The sequence below is a fragment of the Sellimonas intestinalis genome, from assembly GCF_001280875.1.
GTDB lineage: Bacteria > Bacillota > Clostridia > Lachnospirales > Lachnospiraceae > Sellimonas > Sellimonas intestinalis.
The window spans coordinates 137,337-154,927 of sequence record NZ_LGAJ01000004.1 but is presented as its reverse complement, the minus strand read 5'-3'; the positions used below and the strand labels follow the sequence as shown (position 1 = coordinate 154,927).

16 protein-coding genes are annotated in these 17,591 nt (G+C 46.9%); 2 read left to right on the top strand and 14 right to left on the bottom strand.

Annotated features, from left to right (window positions below; translation table 11 throughout):
- Nucleotides 1-69: 69 nt before the first annotated feature.
- From AOA56_RS05780 to AOA56_RS05755, 6 genes are all read right to left on the bottom strand, one after another.
- The gene (locus tag AOA56_RS05780) at nucleotides 70-1,482 is read right to left on the bottom strand and encodes an oxaloacetate decarboxylase subunit alpha (protein WP_024732294.1); all 1,413 of its coding nucleotides are present in this window, start codon (nucleotides 1,480-1,482) and stop codon (nucleotides 70-72) included.
- Between the two features lie 19 nt (nucleotides 1,483-1,501).
- Nucleotides 1,502-2,653: a sodium ion-translocating decarboxylase subunit beta gene (locus AOA56_RS05775; protein WP_024732293.1), complete on the bottom strand. Its 1,152-nt coding sequence runs from the start codon at nucleotides 2,651-2,653 to the stop codon at nucleotides 1,502-1,504.
- Nucleotides 2,654-2,679: 26 nt separating this feature from the next.
- On the bottom strand, nucleotides 2,680-3,045 hold the full coding sequence (locus tag AOA56_RS05770) for a biotin/lipoyl-containing protein (protein WP_024732292.1): 366 nt from the start codon (nucleotides 3,043-3,045) through the stop codon (nucleotides 2,680-2,682).
- A 12-nt stretch (nucleotides 3,046-3,057) separates the two neighbouring features.
- Nucleotides 3,058-3,831, bottom strand: a complete 774-nt coding sequence (locus AOA56_RS05765; RefSeq protein WP_024732291.1) for an OadG family transporter subunit — start codon at nucleotides 3,829-3,831, stop codon at nucleotides 3,058-3,060.
- A gap of 14 nt (nucleotides 3,832-3,845) precedes the next feature.
- A complete protein-coding gene (locus AOA56_RS05760) occupies nucleotides 3,846-5,282 on the bottom strand; it encodes an acyl-CoA carboxylase subunit beta (protein WP_053769147.1) in 1,437 nt (478 codons plus the stop codon).
- Between the two features lie 299 nt (nucleotides 5,283-5,581).
- Nucleotides 5,582-5,878 (bottom strand): hypothetical protein, encoded by a 297-nt coding sequence (locus AOA56_RS05755; RefSeq protein ID WP_147323261.1) that lies wholly within the window; start codon nucleotides 5,876-5,878, stop codon nucleotides 5,582-5,584.
- Nucleotides 5,879-6,338: 460 nt separating this feature from the next.
- On the opposite strand from AOA56_RS05755, the gene AOA56_RS05750 reads away from it, so the two are divergent.
- Complete coding sequence (locus AOA56_RS05750) at nucleotides 6,339-7,715, top strand: peptide MFS transporter (protein WP_024732288.1); 1,377 nt, start codon at nucleotides 6,339-6,341, stop codon at nucleotides 7,713-7,715.
- Between the two features lie 156 nt (nucleotides 7,716-7,871).
- Nucleotides 7,872-9,662 (top strand): aminopeptidase P family N-terminal domain-containing protein, encoded by a 1,791-nt coding sequence (locus AOA56_RS05745; protein WP_024732287.1) that lies wholly within the window; start codon nucleotides 7,872-7,874, stop codon nucleotides 9,660-9,662.
- Nucleotides 9,663-9,728: 66 nt separating this feature from the next.
- On the opposite strand, the gene AOA56_RS05740 is transcribed toward AOA56_RS05745, so the two are convergent.
- From AOA56_RS05740 to AOA56_RS05705, 8 genes are all read right to left on the bottom strand, one after another.
- Nucleotides 9,729-10,997 carry a D-alanyl-D-alanine carboxypeptidase family protein gene (locus AOA56_RS05740; RefSeq protein WP_024732286.1) on the bottom strand — a complete coding sequence of 423 codons (1,269 nt, stop codon included), beginning with the start codon at nucleotides 10,995-10,997 and terminating at the stop codon, nucleotides 9,729-9,731.
- Between the two features lie 138 nt (nucleotides 10,998-11,135).
- Nucleotides 11,136-12,056 (bottom strand): CPBP family intramembrane glutamic endopeptidase, encoded by a 921-nt coding sequence (locus AOA56_RS05735; protein ID WP_053769145.1) that lies wholly within the window; start codon nucleotides 12,054-12,056, stop codon nucleotides 11,136-11,138.
- A gap of 61 nt (nucleotides 12,057-12,117) precedes the next feature.
- Nucleotides 12,118-13,152 carry a 3-deoxy-7-phosphoheptulonate synthase gene (locus AOA56_RS05730; protein ID WP_278277136.1) on the bottom strand — a complete coding sequence of 345 codons (1,035 nt, stop codon included), beginning with the start codon at nucleotides 13,150-13,152 and terminating at the stop codon, nucleotides 12,118-12,120.
- 51 nt (nucleotides 13,153-13,203) lie between these two features.
- A complete protein-coding gene (gene scpB / locus AOA56_RS05725; protein ID WP_024732283.1) occupies nucleotides 13,204-13,773 on the bottom strand; it encodes an SMC-Scp complex subunit ScpB in 570 nt (189 codons plus the stop codon).
- On the bottom strand, nucleotides 13,742-14,530 hold the full coding sequence (locus AOA56_RS05720; protein ID WP_024732282.1) for a segregation and condensation protein A: 789 nt from the start codon (nucleotides 14,528-14,530) through the stop codon (nucleotides 13,742-13,744). Before AOA56_RS05720 ends, scpB begins: the two co-directional genes overlap by 32 nt.
- A gap of 63 nt (nucleotides 14,531-14,593) precedes the next feature.
- The gene (locus tag AOA56_RS05715; RefSeq protein WP_024732281.1) at nucleotides 14,594-15,490 is read right to left on the bottom strand and encodes a metallophosphoesterase; all 897 of its coding nucleotides are present in this window, start codon (nucleotides 15,488-15,490) and stop codon (nucleotides 14,594-14,596) included.
- A complete protein-coding gene (locus AOA56_RS05710) occupies nucleotides 15,487-16,299 on the bottom strand; it encodes an HAD-IIA family hydrolase (protein WP_053769143.1) in 813 nt (270 codons plus the stop codon). The genes AOA56_RS05715 and AOA56_RS05710 overlap by 4 nt, the downstream gene beginning before the upstream one ends.
- Nucleotides 16,300-16,345: 46 nt before the next feature.
- Nucleotides 16,346-17,530 carry a D-alanyl-D-alanine carboxypeptidase family protein gene (locus AOA56_RS05705; protein WP_048621587.1) on the bottom strand — a complete coding sequence of 395 codons (1,185 nt, stop codon included), beginning with the start codon at nucleotides 17,528-17,530 and terminating at the stop codon, nucleotides 16,346-16,348.
- Nucleotides 17,531-17,591 lie beyond the last annotated feature (61 nt).

Sequence of the window (17,591 nt, the reverse complement as noted above, 5' to 3'; positions counted from 1 at the left end):
TGAAAATCTGTATGTGATTCCATGAAAGGAAAACGAGGATTCTGTCTTTTTTCGGACTAAGCTCTGCGATTATACTGGGTAACTTCCGTTTTTGGTGTCCGCAATCGTCTCGTCCATCTTCGTCTGCTGTGCCTGACGGTATTTGAAGTAATCCACAGCCACCTGCGGAAAGAGAGCGTAAGTGAGCACGTCTTCGTCCTGCTGCTCCCACTGTTTCATTTCGTTTTCCAGCGTTTCCAGCTCGTCTGGAATCAGATCCGCCGGCCGACAGGTAATGCAGTCGTTGATCTCATCTCCAAGACACTTCTTCTTGACGTCCTCGTTGAACGGGCGGACGGTCTCACCGTATTTACCTTTCAGAATATCTTTTGTCTCTTTGGTCGCCATCTTGTATCGTTCACCCATCAGGACATTGAACACGGCCTGCGTTCCTACGATCTGAGAAGATGGCGTGACAAGCGGCGGTTCTCCAAGATCCTTACGGACTCTCGGCACTTCTTCCAATACGTCGTAGTACTTGTCTTCCGCTCCCTGCTCTTTTAACTGAGAAGTCAGGTTGGAGAGCATCCCACCCGGCACCTGGTAAAGGAGTGTCTTGATGTTGACGCCGAGGTTCTTTGGATTGAGCAGTCCGCTTTCCAGTGCATGATCCCGGATCGGGCGGAAATAGTCTGCGATCTCAGATAGAAGCTTCTGGTCGAATCCGGTATCATACGGCGTGCCTTTGAATGTCTCTACCATGACTTCTGTCGCCGGCTGGGATGTTCCCAGCGCGAACGGTGACATTGCGGTGTCGATCACGTCCACGCCAGCCTCTACTGCCTTTAAGTACGTCATAGAAGCAACACCGGACGTATAATGGGTGTGAAGCTGAATCGGGAGGCTTGTCGCTTCTTTTAAAGCTGTCACCAGTTCCGTTGCCCGATAAGGAAGAAGCAGACCCGCCATATCTTTGATACAGATGGAATCCGCCCCCATCTCCTCGATTTCTTTTGCTTTGCCAACCCAGTATTCCAGGGTGTAAGCATCTCCAAGTGTATAGGACAGCGCGACCTGTGCATGAGCCTTTTCTTTATTCGCAGCCTTGACTGCGGTCTTCAGGTTCCGAAGATCATTCAGGCAGTCAAAAATACGGATAATATCGATTCCGTTCGCAACAGATTTCTGTACGAAATACTCTACCACATCGTCGCCATACGGACGATATCCAAGGATATTCTGTCCCCGGAAGAGCATCTGAAGCTTCGTGTTCTTGAAACCATCACGGAATTTCCGAAGTCTGTCCCACGGATCTTCCTTCAGGAAACGTAAGGACGCGTCAAATGTGGCGCCGCCCCAGCACTCTACCGAATGATATCCGACCTTGTCCAGTTTATCGACGATCGGCATCATCTGCTCTGTCGTCATTCTTGTTGCGATCAGAGACTGATGTGCGTCACGCAGAATCGTCTCTGTTATTTTAATTGGTTTTTTCTCAGCCATTTCAATCTCCTCCTCGATCTTATTTCACACCGAATATCGCCATAAAAGTTCCCGCCGCAACCGCAGTTCCAATAACGCCTGCTACGTTCGGCCCCATCGCATGCATCAGAAGGAAGTTCGTCGGATCTGCCTCCGCTCCTACCTTCTGAGAAACTCTGGCTGCCATCGGTACCGCGGAAACACCGGCGGAACCGATGAGCGGGTTCACTTTGCCGCCGGTTGCGTAACACATAATCTTACCAAAGACAACACCAGCCGCGGTTCCAAAGGCAAACGCGATCAGTCCCAGGATAACGATCTTGATGGTATCCCAGTTCAGAAACGCCTCCGCGCTTGTGGTGGCGCCGACAGAAGTTCCAAGCAGGATAACAACGATGTACATCAGGGCGTTAGAAGCTGTCTCTGTAAGCTGTCTTACCACTCCGGATTCCCGGAAGAGATTACCAAGCATCAGCATACCGACAAGTGGTGCTGTTGTTGGAAGAATGAGGCAGACAACGATGGTAACGATAATCGGGAAGAGAATCGCCTCCAGCTTGGATACCGGTCTGAGCTGTTCCATCTTGATCTTTCTCTCTTTTTCCGTTGTCAGAAGCTTCATAATCGGCGGCTGAATGATCGGTACCAGCGCCATGTAGGAGTACGCTGCTACTGCAATCGGGCCAAGCAATGCGGTCTGCTGAAGCTTTCCACAGAGGAAAATGGAAGTCGGGCCGTCCGCGCCTCCAATGATAGCGATCGCCGCTGCCGCCTTGTCAGAGAATCCCATTGCCATCGCTCCCAGGTACGCCGCAAAGATACCAAACTGAGCAGCCGCACCCAAAAGAAAACTCTTCGGGTTGGCAATCAGCGGGCGGAAATCTGTCATTGCTCCAACGCCCATGAAGATCAGGGACGGAAGAATCGACCATTCGTCCAGTTTATAGAAATAATACAAAAGTCCACCGGTACCGTTTTCTGCGTCCTCAAAAGACAACATAATGTCCGGATAGATATTTACAAGAAGCATCCCAAAAGCAATCGGAACGAGAAGAAGCGGTTCAAACCCTCTGTTAATCGCAAGGTACAGGAAAACACATGCCACCGCAATCATAATCAGGTTGCCAACCGTCAGGTTCAGAAATGCCGTCTGCTCTACAAGACGCCCTAACGTCTCTATTATATAGCTCATGTTCTAACCTCCATTGTCAGTTGTCATTAATTTAATGTTGCAAGCAAGGTTCCGGCTTCACATGCATCTCCTACCGCCAATTCAATGCTCGCCACTGTACCGTCTTCCGGTGCGACAACCGGGATCTCCATCTTCATCGCCTCAATGATGACAACTGCGTCTCCCCTTTTGACCTTCTGCCCCACAGAGGCCTCGATTTTAAATACCTTTCCGGCTGCTCCTGCCTCAACACGTATATTTCCTGCTCCCTGAGCGTTTTTCGGTGCGGCTTTCGGTGCTGCAGGGGCCTTCGGCGCGGCTTTCGGAGCCGCCGGAGCCTTAACTGCCTCGCCGTTTTCTTCTACCGTAACGTCATATACATTTCCATTTACTGTGATTGTATAGCTTTTCATATTTGCTTCCTCCTATTTCCACTGACTGTTTTTTCTTCTTTTTTTAATGGAACGCACTACAAATCCGTCTGTAGAAGTGCCTTCACTTGCCGCGATTGCCGCGGTAATCACCGCTGCCAGTTCCAGATCGTCTGTCAGATCTTCTGCCGTCTCTTCTGAAGCTTCTGTTTCTTCCGGCTCCGGATGGTTCAAGACTTCCGCCTGTTTTGGTTCCGTTTTTTTCCGCTGTGTCTTTCCGATCAGACCAAACAGGGAAATAATAAAGGAAATGAAAATCAGTACGACAAATACCGTTCCCATTCCAAGTACGGTATTCAATCCCGCCTTTTTCAGAATCTCTCCCATCGTATACTTGGCTGAGGCTGTAAAGCTCAACATCTTGGAATCTTCGCTAAATTCAATTGTAATCTCGGCGTCTCTGTCCTTGTATTTTGCATCTGATGTCAGCATGATGCTGCCGGAACTCTCTTCTACTTTAAAATCATCATGCTCTACATAGTCGCCGCACTCCTCGACTCCTGCTTCCCAGGCATCAATCATCGTTGTAAAGTTGGCCGCATCTACATTAAATCCGGACTGAAGCAGTGTCAGATTCAGCTGCAATTCGTTCACATCTTTGAAAGCGTCCAGCTCCTCGGACGACATCTGACTGAAACTGGAGATGAGTGCGTCCGCCTGACTGATCAGCGTCTCTTTGTCGTAGTCCGCCTCAGAACTTTCGCTGCATCCGGAAAGGACAAACACGAGAGCAAGGAGGACTGCCAATAAACTTATTCTCTTCTTCAACTCGTCTCACCTCTCTATATTGTTCCGTGCTTTTTCACCGGATGATCCTCTCTTTTTGTAAAGAGCATCTCCAGCGCTCCAATGACATATTTCCTTGTATCTTCCGGAGCGATCACGGTATCCACATAGCCTCTTGCCGCCGCGGAAGCCGCGCTCTCCTGAAGATTCTGGTAAACTTCCGCCTGCGCTCTTTGCTCTTCTAAAGATGCATCCGGACAGAGGATCTTCGCAGCCAAAGACGCATCCATCGTGCCAATCCGGGCATCGGTCCAAGCATAAACCATGTCCGCGCCCAGCGCCTTGCTGTTCATCACAAGGTAGCCGCTTCCGTATGCCTTTCCTGTCACCACATTAATCTTCGGCACTGTTGCGGAAGCGAACGCATAAACAAGCCTTGCGGCCTCTCTTGCAAGCGTCTTCTCGCCGCACTTGGACGCCTTGAATCCATCTACGTCTGTCAGCGTCAATACTGGAATCTCAAAGGCATCACAAAATGTCACGAAATCCGCTGCTTTCTTACATCCTTTGGAGGACAGGGAACCGTCAAATTCCTGCTGTGTCTTTCCTTCTTCATCGTAGACTTTCGAACGGTTCGCCACAACTCCGACCGTCACACCGTTCATACGGATAAATCCGGTCACCATCTCTTTTGCATAGTCCGCCTTGACTTCTATCAATTTCTGATTGTCAGCAATCATGGACAAAACGAGAGCAGCATCATCGGAACCGTTTTCAATTCCGGCGCACACGCGATTCAGATCATCTGTACATTCCCCGTAAGAATCGTTATCTTCGTTATTCGCTGGAATTATGCAGATCAGGTCCCGGATCTGTGAGAGAATCTCTCCCTCGGTTCCACAAAAATCTACATTTCCTGCTTCCTCAGCCTGAAACCTCGCGCCGGAAGTATCACATATTTCCACACGATTCCCCGGAATCGCGTTAGGAGAATTGACAAAAAGCTTTCCTTTTTCTTCCATAAAAGTAAAATCAGAAAGACCGGAAAGGATTGCCGCACCGCCGCCACAGGTTCCGAAAACGGCTGTGATCTGCGGAATCACACCAGATGCGAGCGCCTGTTTCGCATAGATCGTACCAAACGCCTGTAAAGCGTCCGTGCCTTCCTGAAGGCGCAGTCCCGAACAATCAATCAATCCTATCACCGGCGCTCCCATCTTCATGGCCATGTCATAAAGTGCAATGATCTTTCTTGCGTGCATCTCTCCAATGGAGCCGCCGAAAACGGATGCGTCCTGGCTGTAGACGTATACCAGACTTCCGTCAATGACTCCATATCCGGTGATCACCCCATCGCCCGGAACTTTGCTTTCCTGCATGTTGAAATCCGTACTTCTCGCCGTCACGGCGCCGCCGATTTCAACAAAGCTGCCGGCATCCAGTAATTCTGAAATCCTGAAAGCTGCCGGCGTTTTTGCTGCTTCGTTACTCATAAACCTAGCCCTCCATTTGTATTATATTACTAAAAGTTAAACCAAATTTTAGCCAATTATATTATAGGTTCTACAGCTTCATTTTTCAAGTGCTTGTGTGAAATTTTTGACAGTTTTTTTCAGCAATGTAGTACATTATCATTTTAAAGTGCTCATGTTTTTTCTGTATATTTTTTACCTCTTTTTTATTTTATCCAATTCATTATTTTCTTTTTCCTTTTTTCTGTCATTTTTTTATAAAAATTTAATAATTTTAAGGCGTGTTACAAAAAATTCATTGTCTCGACAGTCAAATTGTGTTAAAATACTTCATACAGGGATGTCATTATGTTATAAAGGAATTCCAGAAGAGATGACATCTTTTGTCTTTTTATGGCAATCAAAAGTGATTCCGAGTCAAAAAGCAGATCTGTCCTGGCTTTCTCCCAGGTCAGGAGGTAATGGCAGATCTGATGTTCAGCCGGGACAATTTTTTGTCTCGCATCGCTTTTCCACCGTCCAGGTGGATGGATCTTACAGAGCTGGGCTAATGCAGTACCTGGATCTGTCAGATCGCGGATATTATCCAGATGCGGAGCAGACCGGATCTTTTTCACGGCATCTTCTGCCAAGAGCAGATCTTTTCGATTCTGTGAAAAAGTTCGGGCCGGTTCGGTAGCTGGATGAGAAAAGGGAGTTTTCCTCTTCCGTCCTGCCAGTTTGTCCGATTATTCTGACCGGGCAAAGACAAGGAGACAGATCATTCCCTGACAGCCTTTTAGACTGTTCACTCTGTCTTTTGATGTTGTTCTTCTGCGAACTATCATTCCTTTACATAGTCTTTTTCCAGCCGGTATATTATGGATGCTGATTTCATAATCTGTAAAAAGACATCCGCCGTAAGGCAGACTACCGTCTGATCCGATTCTGACATAAGCTGCTGCATCAGTCCATGTCTGTTTTCAATTCAGACATCTCTTCGTGCGTTTGCATGTAGAGTTTTTTCCTTAAATCTTAGGAAAAGGCCTGGATGATTTACGTATGAGAAATCAAAAAATTTATTGGAGGGTTTTGACTATGGGAAACACAGCAACTAAATCCAAGAAAGGTTATCCTTTTGGTTTCTACGCTTGTTCTCTGGGATTCACATTTGAAAGATGTGCATTCTACACTGTAAAATGGCTCCTTGCCATTTGGCTTGCTACAGAGACAACAAGTAAGATGGGTGGTATGGGACTTACTTCTGTTGAAGCAGGAAAAATCTCCGCTTACTTCGTAGCAGCTACTTACATTACCCCGATGATCGGCGGATACCTCGCTGACTACTGGGTAAGCCCGAGACTTTGCGTAGTTCTTGGTATGATTCTTATGGGTGCCGGCTATCTTGTCGGATGGCAGGCAACAAACTTAACACTGGTATGGGTAATGATTATCCTCGTTGCCGTTGGTACAGGTTTATTCAAAGGTAACTTATCCGGTGTCAACAGTTTGATGTTTGATGATCAGGATGAACTGAACTCCGCGTTCTCCGTACAGTATTCTTTCGTTAATATCGGTTCTTTCATCGGAACGACATTCGTCGTACTGCTTGCGGATTCTCAGGGATATCAGTTCCTGCTTCTGATCGCTGGTATTCTCCTTCTGGTAGACGCTGTTTGGTTCCTTGCAAACGGTAAAGCTCTTGGTAACAAGGGTAAAGAGCCGTTCAAGAAAGACCAGAGATCTTTCGTTGACAAAGACAAGAAAGCTGCGGAAGAGAGCAAACCGCTTACAACAGGCGACAAGAAGCGTGTATTCGCTATCATTATTGTTACTCTTCTTTCTGCAATCTTCTGGATCGCTTGGTATATGTCCTACAACGTAGTTTACTACTACTTCGGATTCGGTGACAGCTCCGAATTCCTGAACTGGGCAGACTGGAGCCTGTTCGGATGGAAGATTCCTCAGACATCCTACTTTGACTCTCTGAATGCTCTGACATGTATCGTTCTCGGACCTGTTTTTGCCATCGTTTGGGCTAAGATGGCTGCAAGACCGAAGGGTGACATGTCCATGTTCAAGAAGACAGCTATTGGTATTTTCCTTGTAGGTCTTTCCTACGTAGCTATGGTATTAGCTAATATAATCCGTGGCGACGGACAGTGCTCTTGGTTCTGGGTAATCCTGATCGCACTATTAATGTCCGTTGGAGAAATGATTTTCTCACCACTTGGAAACTCCTTTATTTCCATGTTCGCACCTGCGAAACTGATGGGTCTTCTGTTAGGATTCTGGCCAATCGCTGTATTTATTGCTACACTGATTTACCCGAGTCTGTACGGTGCATTGGATGCTGGTTCAAGAGCTGGAAAATTCAATCTCTACTACGGCATCATTGCTGCAGTGGTTATTGTCTGTGCGGTTCTACTGTATGCATTCAGTGGTAAACTTGACAAACTTGCAGATGAAAAATAGGAATGATTTCCAGAAAGCGGTATGGTAATTCCATACCGCTTTTTTTATACAATTTTTAAGTTTTTCACACTTCCCACACATAAGATTTGAACTCCGGTCTAAATAGTGATAAAATATGGATAGCTAAATTTATTTTAGAAAAAGGAGGTTTTTCTCATGACTGTTGTAGCAGACAGAATTGCCAGACTTCGTGCTCTGATGGCCGAAAAAGGAATTGACGCCTATGTCGTTCCGACCGCTGATTTTCACCAGAGCGAATACGTAGGCGAACATTTTAAAGCAAGAAAATTTATTACAGGGTTCAGCGGATCTTACGGAACCGCTGTCATCGGAAAAGATGATGCCGGCCTTTGGACAGATGGAAGATATTTCTTCCAGGCAGAGCATGAAATGGAAGGAAGCGGCGTCAGACTGATGAAAATGTTTGTCGGAGATACCCCGTCTGTCACTGAATGGCTTGCATCCTACGTCCCGAAAGGCGGTAAGGTCGGATTCGACGGACGTGTCCTCTCCATGGGCGAAGGACAGGAATACGAGGAAGCACTTACGAAAAAAGGTATTCAAATCGATTACTCAGAAGATCTCATTGATCAGATCTGGGAAGACCGCCCGCCACTTTCTGACAAACCGGCATTTTTCCTGGAAGAAAAGTACAGTGGAGAAAGCGCTTCATCCAAACTAAAAAGAGTACGGAAGGTCATGGAAGAACAGGGTGCAACCGTACATATCATTGCTTCTTTGGATGACGTCTGCTGGCTGCTCAATGTGCGCGGCGATGACATCGATTTCTTCCCGCTCCTGCTCTCCTACGCGATTGTAAAGACAGACAGCGTAGATCTTTATGTGGATGAAACCAAGCTGAACGACCAAATCCTTGCGGAATTTGCAAAAGTCGATGTTGTTCTGCATCCGTACAATGATATTTATGAAGATATCAAAAATCTTTCCGAAAATGATGTTGCCATGATCGATCCGATGAAAATGAATTATGCGCTTTATAAGAATATTCCTTGTAAGACCGTAGAATGTGCAAATCCGACGATTCTTATGAAAGCAATGAAAAATCCTGTAGAGCTGGAAAATATTAAAGAGGCTCACATCAAGGATGGCGTAGCCATCACGAAATTCATGTACTGGATCAAAACCAGATACGATAAAGAGGTCATCACAGAGCTTAGCGCTGCTGACAAACTCACAAGCCTCCGTGCGGAACAAGAAGGGTATATCCGCGACAGCTTCGAGCCCCTTTGCGCTTTTGCGGATCATGCTGCCATGATGCACTACTCTCCTTCCAAGGAGACGGATGTACAGCTCAAAGAAGGAAACCTCTTCCTCAACGATACTGGCGGCGGTTACTACGAAGGATCTACGGATATCACCCGTACTTTTGTACTTGGGTCTATCAACGAGGAACTGAAGAAGTACTTCACAGCCGTTGTCCGCGCCATGATGAACCTGGCACGCGCCAAATTCCTCTATGGCTGCTATGGATACAATCTGGATGTTCTGGCAAGAGAGCCAATCTGGGAATTAGACCTTGACTTCCAGTGCGGAACCGGACATGGTGTAGGATACCTCGCAAATGTCCATGAACCACCGACAGGCTTCCGCTGGTATATCGTCCCGAGCAAGAATGAGCATCATCAGCTCGAAGAAGGTATGGTCATCACAGACGAACCAGGTATTTATGAAGATGGCAAATTCGGTATCCGTACTGAAAACGAATTCATCGTCAGAAAAGGAACCGCAAACAAATATGGCCAGTTCATGTATTTTGAGACGATTACCTTCGCCCCAATCGATCTCGATGGTATCGATCCGCAGTACCTGTCCAAAGCAGAAAAGGACTGGCTCAATGACTACCACAAACAAGTATATGAAAAAATCGCTCCACATCTGACAGATGAAGAGCGGGAATGGCTCAAGACATATACAAGAGAGATTTAAGGATTGATTTTGGGGGACGTGTTCCAATGCAGCGAAACACGTCCCCCAAGTTTTAAAAACGAAAGCTCAAAGTGCATAGCTCTTCCAAAGCTGCCTGTAAATCCAGAGCAGATTTTTCTTTTGGATGCTTTCTCCACTGACAATCGGCTTTTCATCGAGTGTCTCTCCGTTCAGTAAAATTGTCACTGTTCCGAGTATATCTCCGCTCTCTATGGGTGCTGTAATCTCTTGTTTTTCCTCAATCTGTACCTGAATGGCCTCTGTTTTTTTCATTAGGATTCTTTTTTCCCGATCCTGGTCGTCAATATTTAAAAATGTATTTACTGTCCCGTCCTGATAAAGGTTTCCATCTTTAGCGGGGGCATCTTTTACGGTCCTTTTCTTTCCTGCTTCCAGTATCCGAATATCCTGATCCTGCATGGCATCCTCCCAGTAATTACAGTACCCGTACTGATCTAAGCCGTACTGTACCAGTGTTTTCGTATCGGCCCACTTATAGTTTTTATTGTTCGGCCAGCCACATGCCAACAGTGCGACAATCAATGTCCGGTCCCCCTGTCGTACCGCACCAACATAGCAATATCCTGCCTCTCCTGTAAAACCCGTTTTTCCGGTCAGTGCTCCCTCCATCATACTTAAAAACGCATTGTGGTTATTACATACATACTGTTTCTTCCCTGTAGTATCTTGAAATGTTTTAGACTTTGTCTGTGTAATCTGCAAAAAAGCATCTTTCTGCGGTGATTCCATAATGCAGTATTTCATAATTCTTGCAAGATCCTCCGCTGTAGTATGGTGAATACCATCTGCATCCTCTCCATCCAGACCATTAGGCGTCACAAAATTGGTATGGCCGCATCCCAGGTCCTTTGCTTTTTTGTCCATCAAATCTGTAAAGTTTTCCACTGATCCGGCAATATGCTCGGCTATCGCCCAGGCGCTGTCGTTGTGCGATTCCAGCATAATGGAATATAGAAGATCCTCCAGATAAAACGTGTCCCCCTCCCGCATCCCCAGATGCACCTCCGGCTGGGCTGCTGCTTTTTTTGAAACTGTGACAACATCTGTCCCTTTTCCCAACTCCAGGGCAAGTATACAGGTCATAATCTTTGTTGTACTGGCCATCGGCCGCTCTACTTCTCCGTTTTTCGCAAACAGCACCCTTCCGCTCTCTCCATCCATCAAAACCGCTGACTGCGCATAGAGCTTTAAATCATCCGGTGTTTTTTTATCCGCCGCCTTTACACATAATAGCGTCTCCGTCATCCTTACGGACACCCCAAACACAACAATGATGCATAGTATGATTATTTTCCGATATCCGCCATTTGCCATATCCTGTTGACCACTCCCGTCCAGACTATCTAAGACAACTTTATGAACTTTTGAAAATCTTTATGCCAAAAACACCCTGATCCGGACTGAAATCACAGATTTGTCTTGATTTTCCGCTCCCTTTGTTTTACCTGTACCTTACAAATTTTTTCTGTATTCCTTTTTTAAGGCAAAAAGAGAGCAGCACACTACCGTTAAAAGTGTATACATGATCGCTCCTGTCTTTCCCATATTGACCACTGCTTCGATAGGGAGTACACTTGCCGACATCGCATTATAGATCGCATGCCCACAGATCGGAGCCCAGATATTGTCCGTCTTCATATAGAAATAGCCAAACACAAATGTTAGTGCTACCGCGATCAAATACCGCAGGACAACTTCCCAAATATCGAGGTCATACATTGTAAACCACATCGGGAAATGATAGGTTTCCCATATGATGCCAAGCACAACGATTCCCCACCGCTTTCCAAACTTCTCCTGCAGCGGTTTCTGCAAGAAGCCTCTCCATGCATATTCTTCTCCCCAATACTGAGCTGCTCCCACGAACATCACCAGCGCCGCTTGGACCAGTACAAGCAAATTGGAAAAGACTGCTATGTATTCATGTGAGTAGGCGAAAACCGCAAAAATATTTCTGCCCAATAAGATTAGGATAAACAAAATGATTGCTTTACGTATTTCCCGAAATCCATCAAAGGTACTGCTTTTCTTCTTTCCATAATTGTAAAGCCACAGCAATCTTAAACTTCCTATCACCATTACTGCACCGGCTATTACATTCGCAATTCCAGAACTGAGAATCCCTAAGATATCCAAAACAAGAACCAGGCAATAACAGCCAAACAAAACATAAAATAATCTTTGGATTTCTTCGTATTTTTCATCACAGCTTTTCGTCAGCGCCGCTCCTACGGCTGGCACCACACACATGGCGATTCCTGCGAGCTGGCCGTCAAAATGCAAAATTCCGAATTTTTCCAAAAAAAGCAATACGGAAAAAACAGCCTGCGTGAATGTTGTAAAAACAGCGAAAACAATATAACTTTTTTTCATTCCTTTATGACCCTTCTTTTTATGATAGGTTAAGTTTATTTTCCCAAACCAGTTCGTAAGATTAACATTCCTCCGCTATCTTTCTGATCAGGTATTCCGTATCTTCCCAGCCGATGCATGGATCAGTTATAGACTGGCCATAAGTCCGGTTTCCGGTGATTTCCTGCCGTCCCTCGATGAGGTAGCTCTCCACCATGACTCCTTTGATAAGTTGTTTCAGATCCCCATTATAATTTCTGCTGTGCATCACTTCGCTGACGATCCGAATTTGTTCTTTGTACTGTTTATTGGAGTTGGAATGGTTGGCGTCCACCACAACTGCCGGATTTTTCAATCCGGACGTCTGGTACATGGCGCTTAAACGGTAGAGATCCTCATAATGGTAGTTTGGAATACAGGTTCCGTATTTGTCCACGCCTCCCCGGAGGATGGCGTGTGCCAGCGGATTTCCGTTTGTCGTAACGTCCAGCGTCCGGTAGATGAACTGATGAGCCCCCTGAGCTGCCTTGATCGAATTCAGCATCACCGAAAGATCGCCGCTGGTCGGATTTTTCATTCCCACCGGGATATCCATACCGCTTGCTGTCAGACGGTGCTGCTGATTCTCCACAGACCGCGCCCCGACCGCCTCGTAAGAAAGAATGTCGTCCAAGTAGCTTCGATTTTCCGGGTAAAGCATCTCATCCGCCCCGGTCAGTCCGCTGACTGCAATCGCATGCAGATGAAGTTTCCGAATCGCAATCAGTCCCTCCAAAAGGTTCGGCGCCTGATCTGGTCTTGGCTGGTGCAGCATCCCTTTGTAGCCCTCTCCTGTGGTTCTTGGCTTATTCGTATAAATCCGAGGGATCAAAATCAGCTTGTCTTTTACTTCCTCATTCAGTCTGGCAAGCCGTTCCACGTATTCGCAGACAGAGTCCTCATTGTCCGCGGAACACGGGCCCACAATGACGAGAAACTTGTCCGAATATCCAGTGAAAACATTTTGGATCTCACCGTCCCGTACCGTTTTTTTCTCTTTCATTTCTCGTGTCATCGGATATTCCTGTTTCAGATCTTCCGGCTCCGGAAGTCTGGTTTGTATTTTCATTGCCATAATGTCTGTCCTTTCTTTTCCCTGTCCAGCCCGCTGTTTGCCATCATTTTACTGTTACACATGCAACTGGATCTTTGCTTCGTCTTCAGCCTCTTCTTTAAAGGATTCCATCTGTTCCGGGCCGATTCCCGGAAGATCCTCCAACTTCTGGACACTGAATCTTCGTAAAAACTCTTCTGTCGTTCCAAATAAAAGCGGTCTCCCCGGCGCATCCAATCTTCCTACTTCACAGGCAAGATTATACTCCACAAGCTTATTGACCGCATGGTCGGATTTCACTCCCCGGATCTTTTCGATCTCAATCTTTGTAACCGGCTGCTTATACGCGATGATGGACAAAGTCTCCAGCAAAACATCAGTAAGCACCTGCTTTTTCGGCTGCTTTGCGATTCGAATCAGATAGTCGTAAGCCTCCGGTTTCGTACACATCTGATACGCTCCCTCCAGCTCTACGATATTGATGCCCCTGTCTTCTGCCCGATATCGTTCCTGCATGGCGGCAATCGCCTCACGGATACGCTCCTGCGGTTCTTCCAGTGCCCCGGCAAGCCGGCCAAGCTCCACGCTTCCGCCCATAGTAAAGAGAATCGCCTCAATGATCCCCTCTAGTTTCCGTATCTCCACCGTCTTTGTCCTCCTTGTCTTTGGATAGAATCATAATTTCCCCGAAGGTGTCCTCCTGTCTGACCGTAATCTTCCCTGCTTTCATCATCTCCAGCACCGCAAGGAATGTCACAATCACCTGTACTTTGGATGTCTGCCGCATCAGGAGATCCCGGAACCGAAAAGAGCGGTGAGTCCGTGTATACTCCGCAAGAAACTCCATCTTTTCCGGCAGCGTCACCTCTTCTTTCTCGATCTTCCCGAACCGGCTTCTCACCGGGTCAATCTTGTCATGCTGGCGGCGTATGACTTCCCGGAAAATTTCATGGAGCCTGGTAAGTGTCAGATCTCCTATCAGCTCATCCAAATCCACCGGCTGGGAATATTGTGCAACCTCTTTCGGAAGCGGAGCGTCCCGGTAGAACCTCTGTCCTCCCAGCACTTCCCGGTCCCGCAGCTCATAGGATATATATTTGTACATCTTGTACTGCAACAACTGCTCAACAAGCTCCTGCCTCGGATCTTCCTCCTCTCCTTCCTCGTTGACCTCTTTCGGAAGGAGCATCCGGCACTTGATGTCCAGGAGCGTTGCCGCCATCACAAGGAACTCGCTCATAATATTGAGGTCCTCCCTTTCCATCTGACGGATATACTCCATGTACTGGTTTGTAATCTCTACAATCGGAATATCATAAATATCAATTTTATTTTTTTCAATCAGGTGTAGGAGCAGCTCGAGAGGCCCCTCGAACACCGGAAGCTTTACCGGTATACCCATTGGATTTCCTCTTTCTCTTTGCGTCTTGTAACCGTTTTATTATACCTGATCCGCCCGTCTTTCTCAAGACTTTTGGCGAATGACGATGACTTCCGCCCGGTTAAAAAGGCGGATTGGAATACTATGTCCACCAAGCCCTTTACTGACAATGATGTCACAGTCCCTAAAACGGGAGTGCTCCCCGGAATATTTAGGAAACAGAGTAAGCTGTGGAGAGATCACGCCGCCAATCCCCGGAAGCCGCACGACGCCTCCGTGAAGATGCCCGCATAATACAAGATCCATCCCCCATCCTGCGTACGTTTCCGCATAAAGTGCCTGATGAGCCAGCAGGATTTTGTACGGGCCTCCCTCTGAAACCGGCCGAAGATCAAACTGTCCCGGCATCTGTTTCTCCGGACTCTCCTCCCGATATGTTTCATGGTGTTTCCAGGGAAACTGTTTGGTGAAAAAGGACACCGGAATCTCCAATCCGCCGATCTGCATCCGCTGGCCCCGAATCCAAATCGTATCAGCTTCGTTTTCCAACATATGAATTCCGGAATCTGCCAGTCTTTTGCGATACTTTCGGTAAGCCTCTCCGTAAGTTTCCTCACACTCTTTCATCTTCTGCTCGTGGTTTCCATTGGCACAGTATACCGGAGCAATGGCAGGAAGCCTCTCCAGAAACGCGGCTGCGTGTTCGGACTTCTCCCCGGTACTACGGATGAGCATATCCCCGCCTACCAAAATCAGATCCGGCGCTTCTCTTCGGATCGCGCCCAGAAGCCTTTGGTTGCCAGATCCGTATTCTTTATTGTGAAGGTCACTTAAAAATACGATTTTCCAGCCTCCCTCATCCTGACTTCCCATCTTTTTTTCCACTTCATAGTACCGCATGACAAAAGTATGATTCTCATAAAAAATCCGAAAGCTCAAAAGTACCACAATGAGCAGAAAAATAAGCAAAAGCCCGATCATCTTCTCCCTTCCTCCATCTCCGTCCGAACGGCTTCATAGAGATCCCGGATCGTGTCAAAGCAGTAGTCCGGTTTCCAGATGCTTGTCCGCACCTCCTCTTCGTCCGCCTCTCCGGTGTAAACGACCGCTGTCTCAAAGCCAGCGTTGATGCCGCAGGCAATATCAGTATACAGCCTGTCTCCTACGACAAGGAATTCCTCCGGCGTACCTTTGCACTGGCTGGCGCAGAGATCCACGATCACCCGGTTTGGTTTACCGATAAAGTATGGCCTCTTCCCGGTCGTATCCTGGATCATTCTACAGATAGCGCCACAATCCGGGATAAACCCAAAGGGTGCCGGACACCTCAGATCCGGGTTCGTCCCCAGAAAATCTATTCCCTCTCGGAACAATAGTTCGCACGCCTTTATGAGCTTTTCATATCGAAGTGTATCGTCAAACCCGGCGAGGACGCAAACAACATCATCCTCCGCCTCTTCTGTCACCTGCACGTTATGGCTTCGAAGCTCCTCCAGAAAAGAAGGCGTTCCCACTACGAACACCTTCTTCCCTTCATAATGTTCTTTCATATATAAACAGGCGGCATACGATGCGGTCATAAACTGTGCCTCTTCTGTGGTAATGCCCCACGCCGCAAATTTTTCCACATAATCTTTTCTGCTTTTTGTAGAATTATTTGTAATATAAAAACACCGTCCGCCGGTTTCTTCGATCCAATCCAGGAATTCTTTTGTCCCGTCATATAATGTCGTCCCGACAGAGAGCGTTCCGTCAATGTCAAATAAAAAATATTTCTTCTCTTTTAACATGATTCCAGCTCCTTTTCCTAGACATTATATAATTTTTCTTTCCCTTTTACAATGAAAAGCTGTCTAAAACATCTTCGATCGCTTTTTTCAAAGACATCGCAGGTACTTCTTCTGTCGTCACAAGATCCACTTCTCCAATCGTCTTTCCTCCCAGAAGATACTGAACCTTTCCGGCTTTCTGCCCTTTCTTTACCGGAGCTTCCAGCGAATTGTCAGGCAGTACTTTCTTTTCAATCCCGCTTAGATCCGTGCCGCTGACATCAACGTAGGAAAATCCCTGTTCCTGCACTGCCTCCACCTGATCGGTCTCCCCACGTTTTACCTTCACGGCCTTTTTCAAGGATTCCCAGTCACGATCCTCGTACTTTCTGCACACGGAAAATCCATAGTTTAACAGCGTCTGTGCGTCTGCAAATCGGGCTTTCACATCAGGCGCGGCCATGATAACGGCAATCAGATCAATCCCATCTTTCTGAGCCGTGGCGCTTAAACAAAATTTTGCTTCTCCGGTAGAGCCGGTTTTCAGTCCGGTCGCATAGGAATACTGCCGGATCAGCTTATTGGTGTTGGAAAGGCCGAATTCCGACTCGCCTTTTTTTGTTTTATGTATAATAGTGTCCATCCAGATCTTCGTATACTCATATACATCGGGATATTTGGTAATCAATTCTCTGGACATCAGGGCAATATCCCTGGCCGTTGTCACATGACCATCTGCGTCCAGTCCATTACAGTTTTTAAAGACTGTATTTTTCATACCAAGACCTTTGGCACGCTCATTCATCTGCTGGACAAAGGCTTCTTCTGTTCCGGCAATCAGCTCTGCCATGGCCACGCAAGCGTCATTGGCGCTGGACACGATGATGCATTTTAGAAGTGTATCTACCGTCTGCTCTTCCCCAGCCTCCAGAAACACCTGGCTTCCACCCATAGACGCCGCGTATTCCGATACCGTCACCACATCCTCTTTATGGATTTTCCCCTCAGAAAGGGCATCATAAATCAGAAGAATTGTCATTACTTTCGTCACACTTGCCGGAGGACGCTTTGTATCCGCATCTTTTTCAAAAAGCACTTTTCCGGAGGACGCCTCCATCAAAAGAACAGAAGGGGCTGTAACGGTCACTGTTCCTCCGTTTTCTCCTTCTGTCTCATCTTCTGCCATGACGGCAAAGCTCCCGGTCAGAGCCAGCATCACTGCCGTCATCAACACCGCAATCCACTTTTTCACATCTTACCTCTTCACCTGGCATTTATTATATTGTAAGATCTCCCATCCCAAAATATGCCTG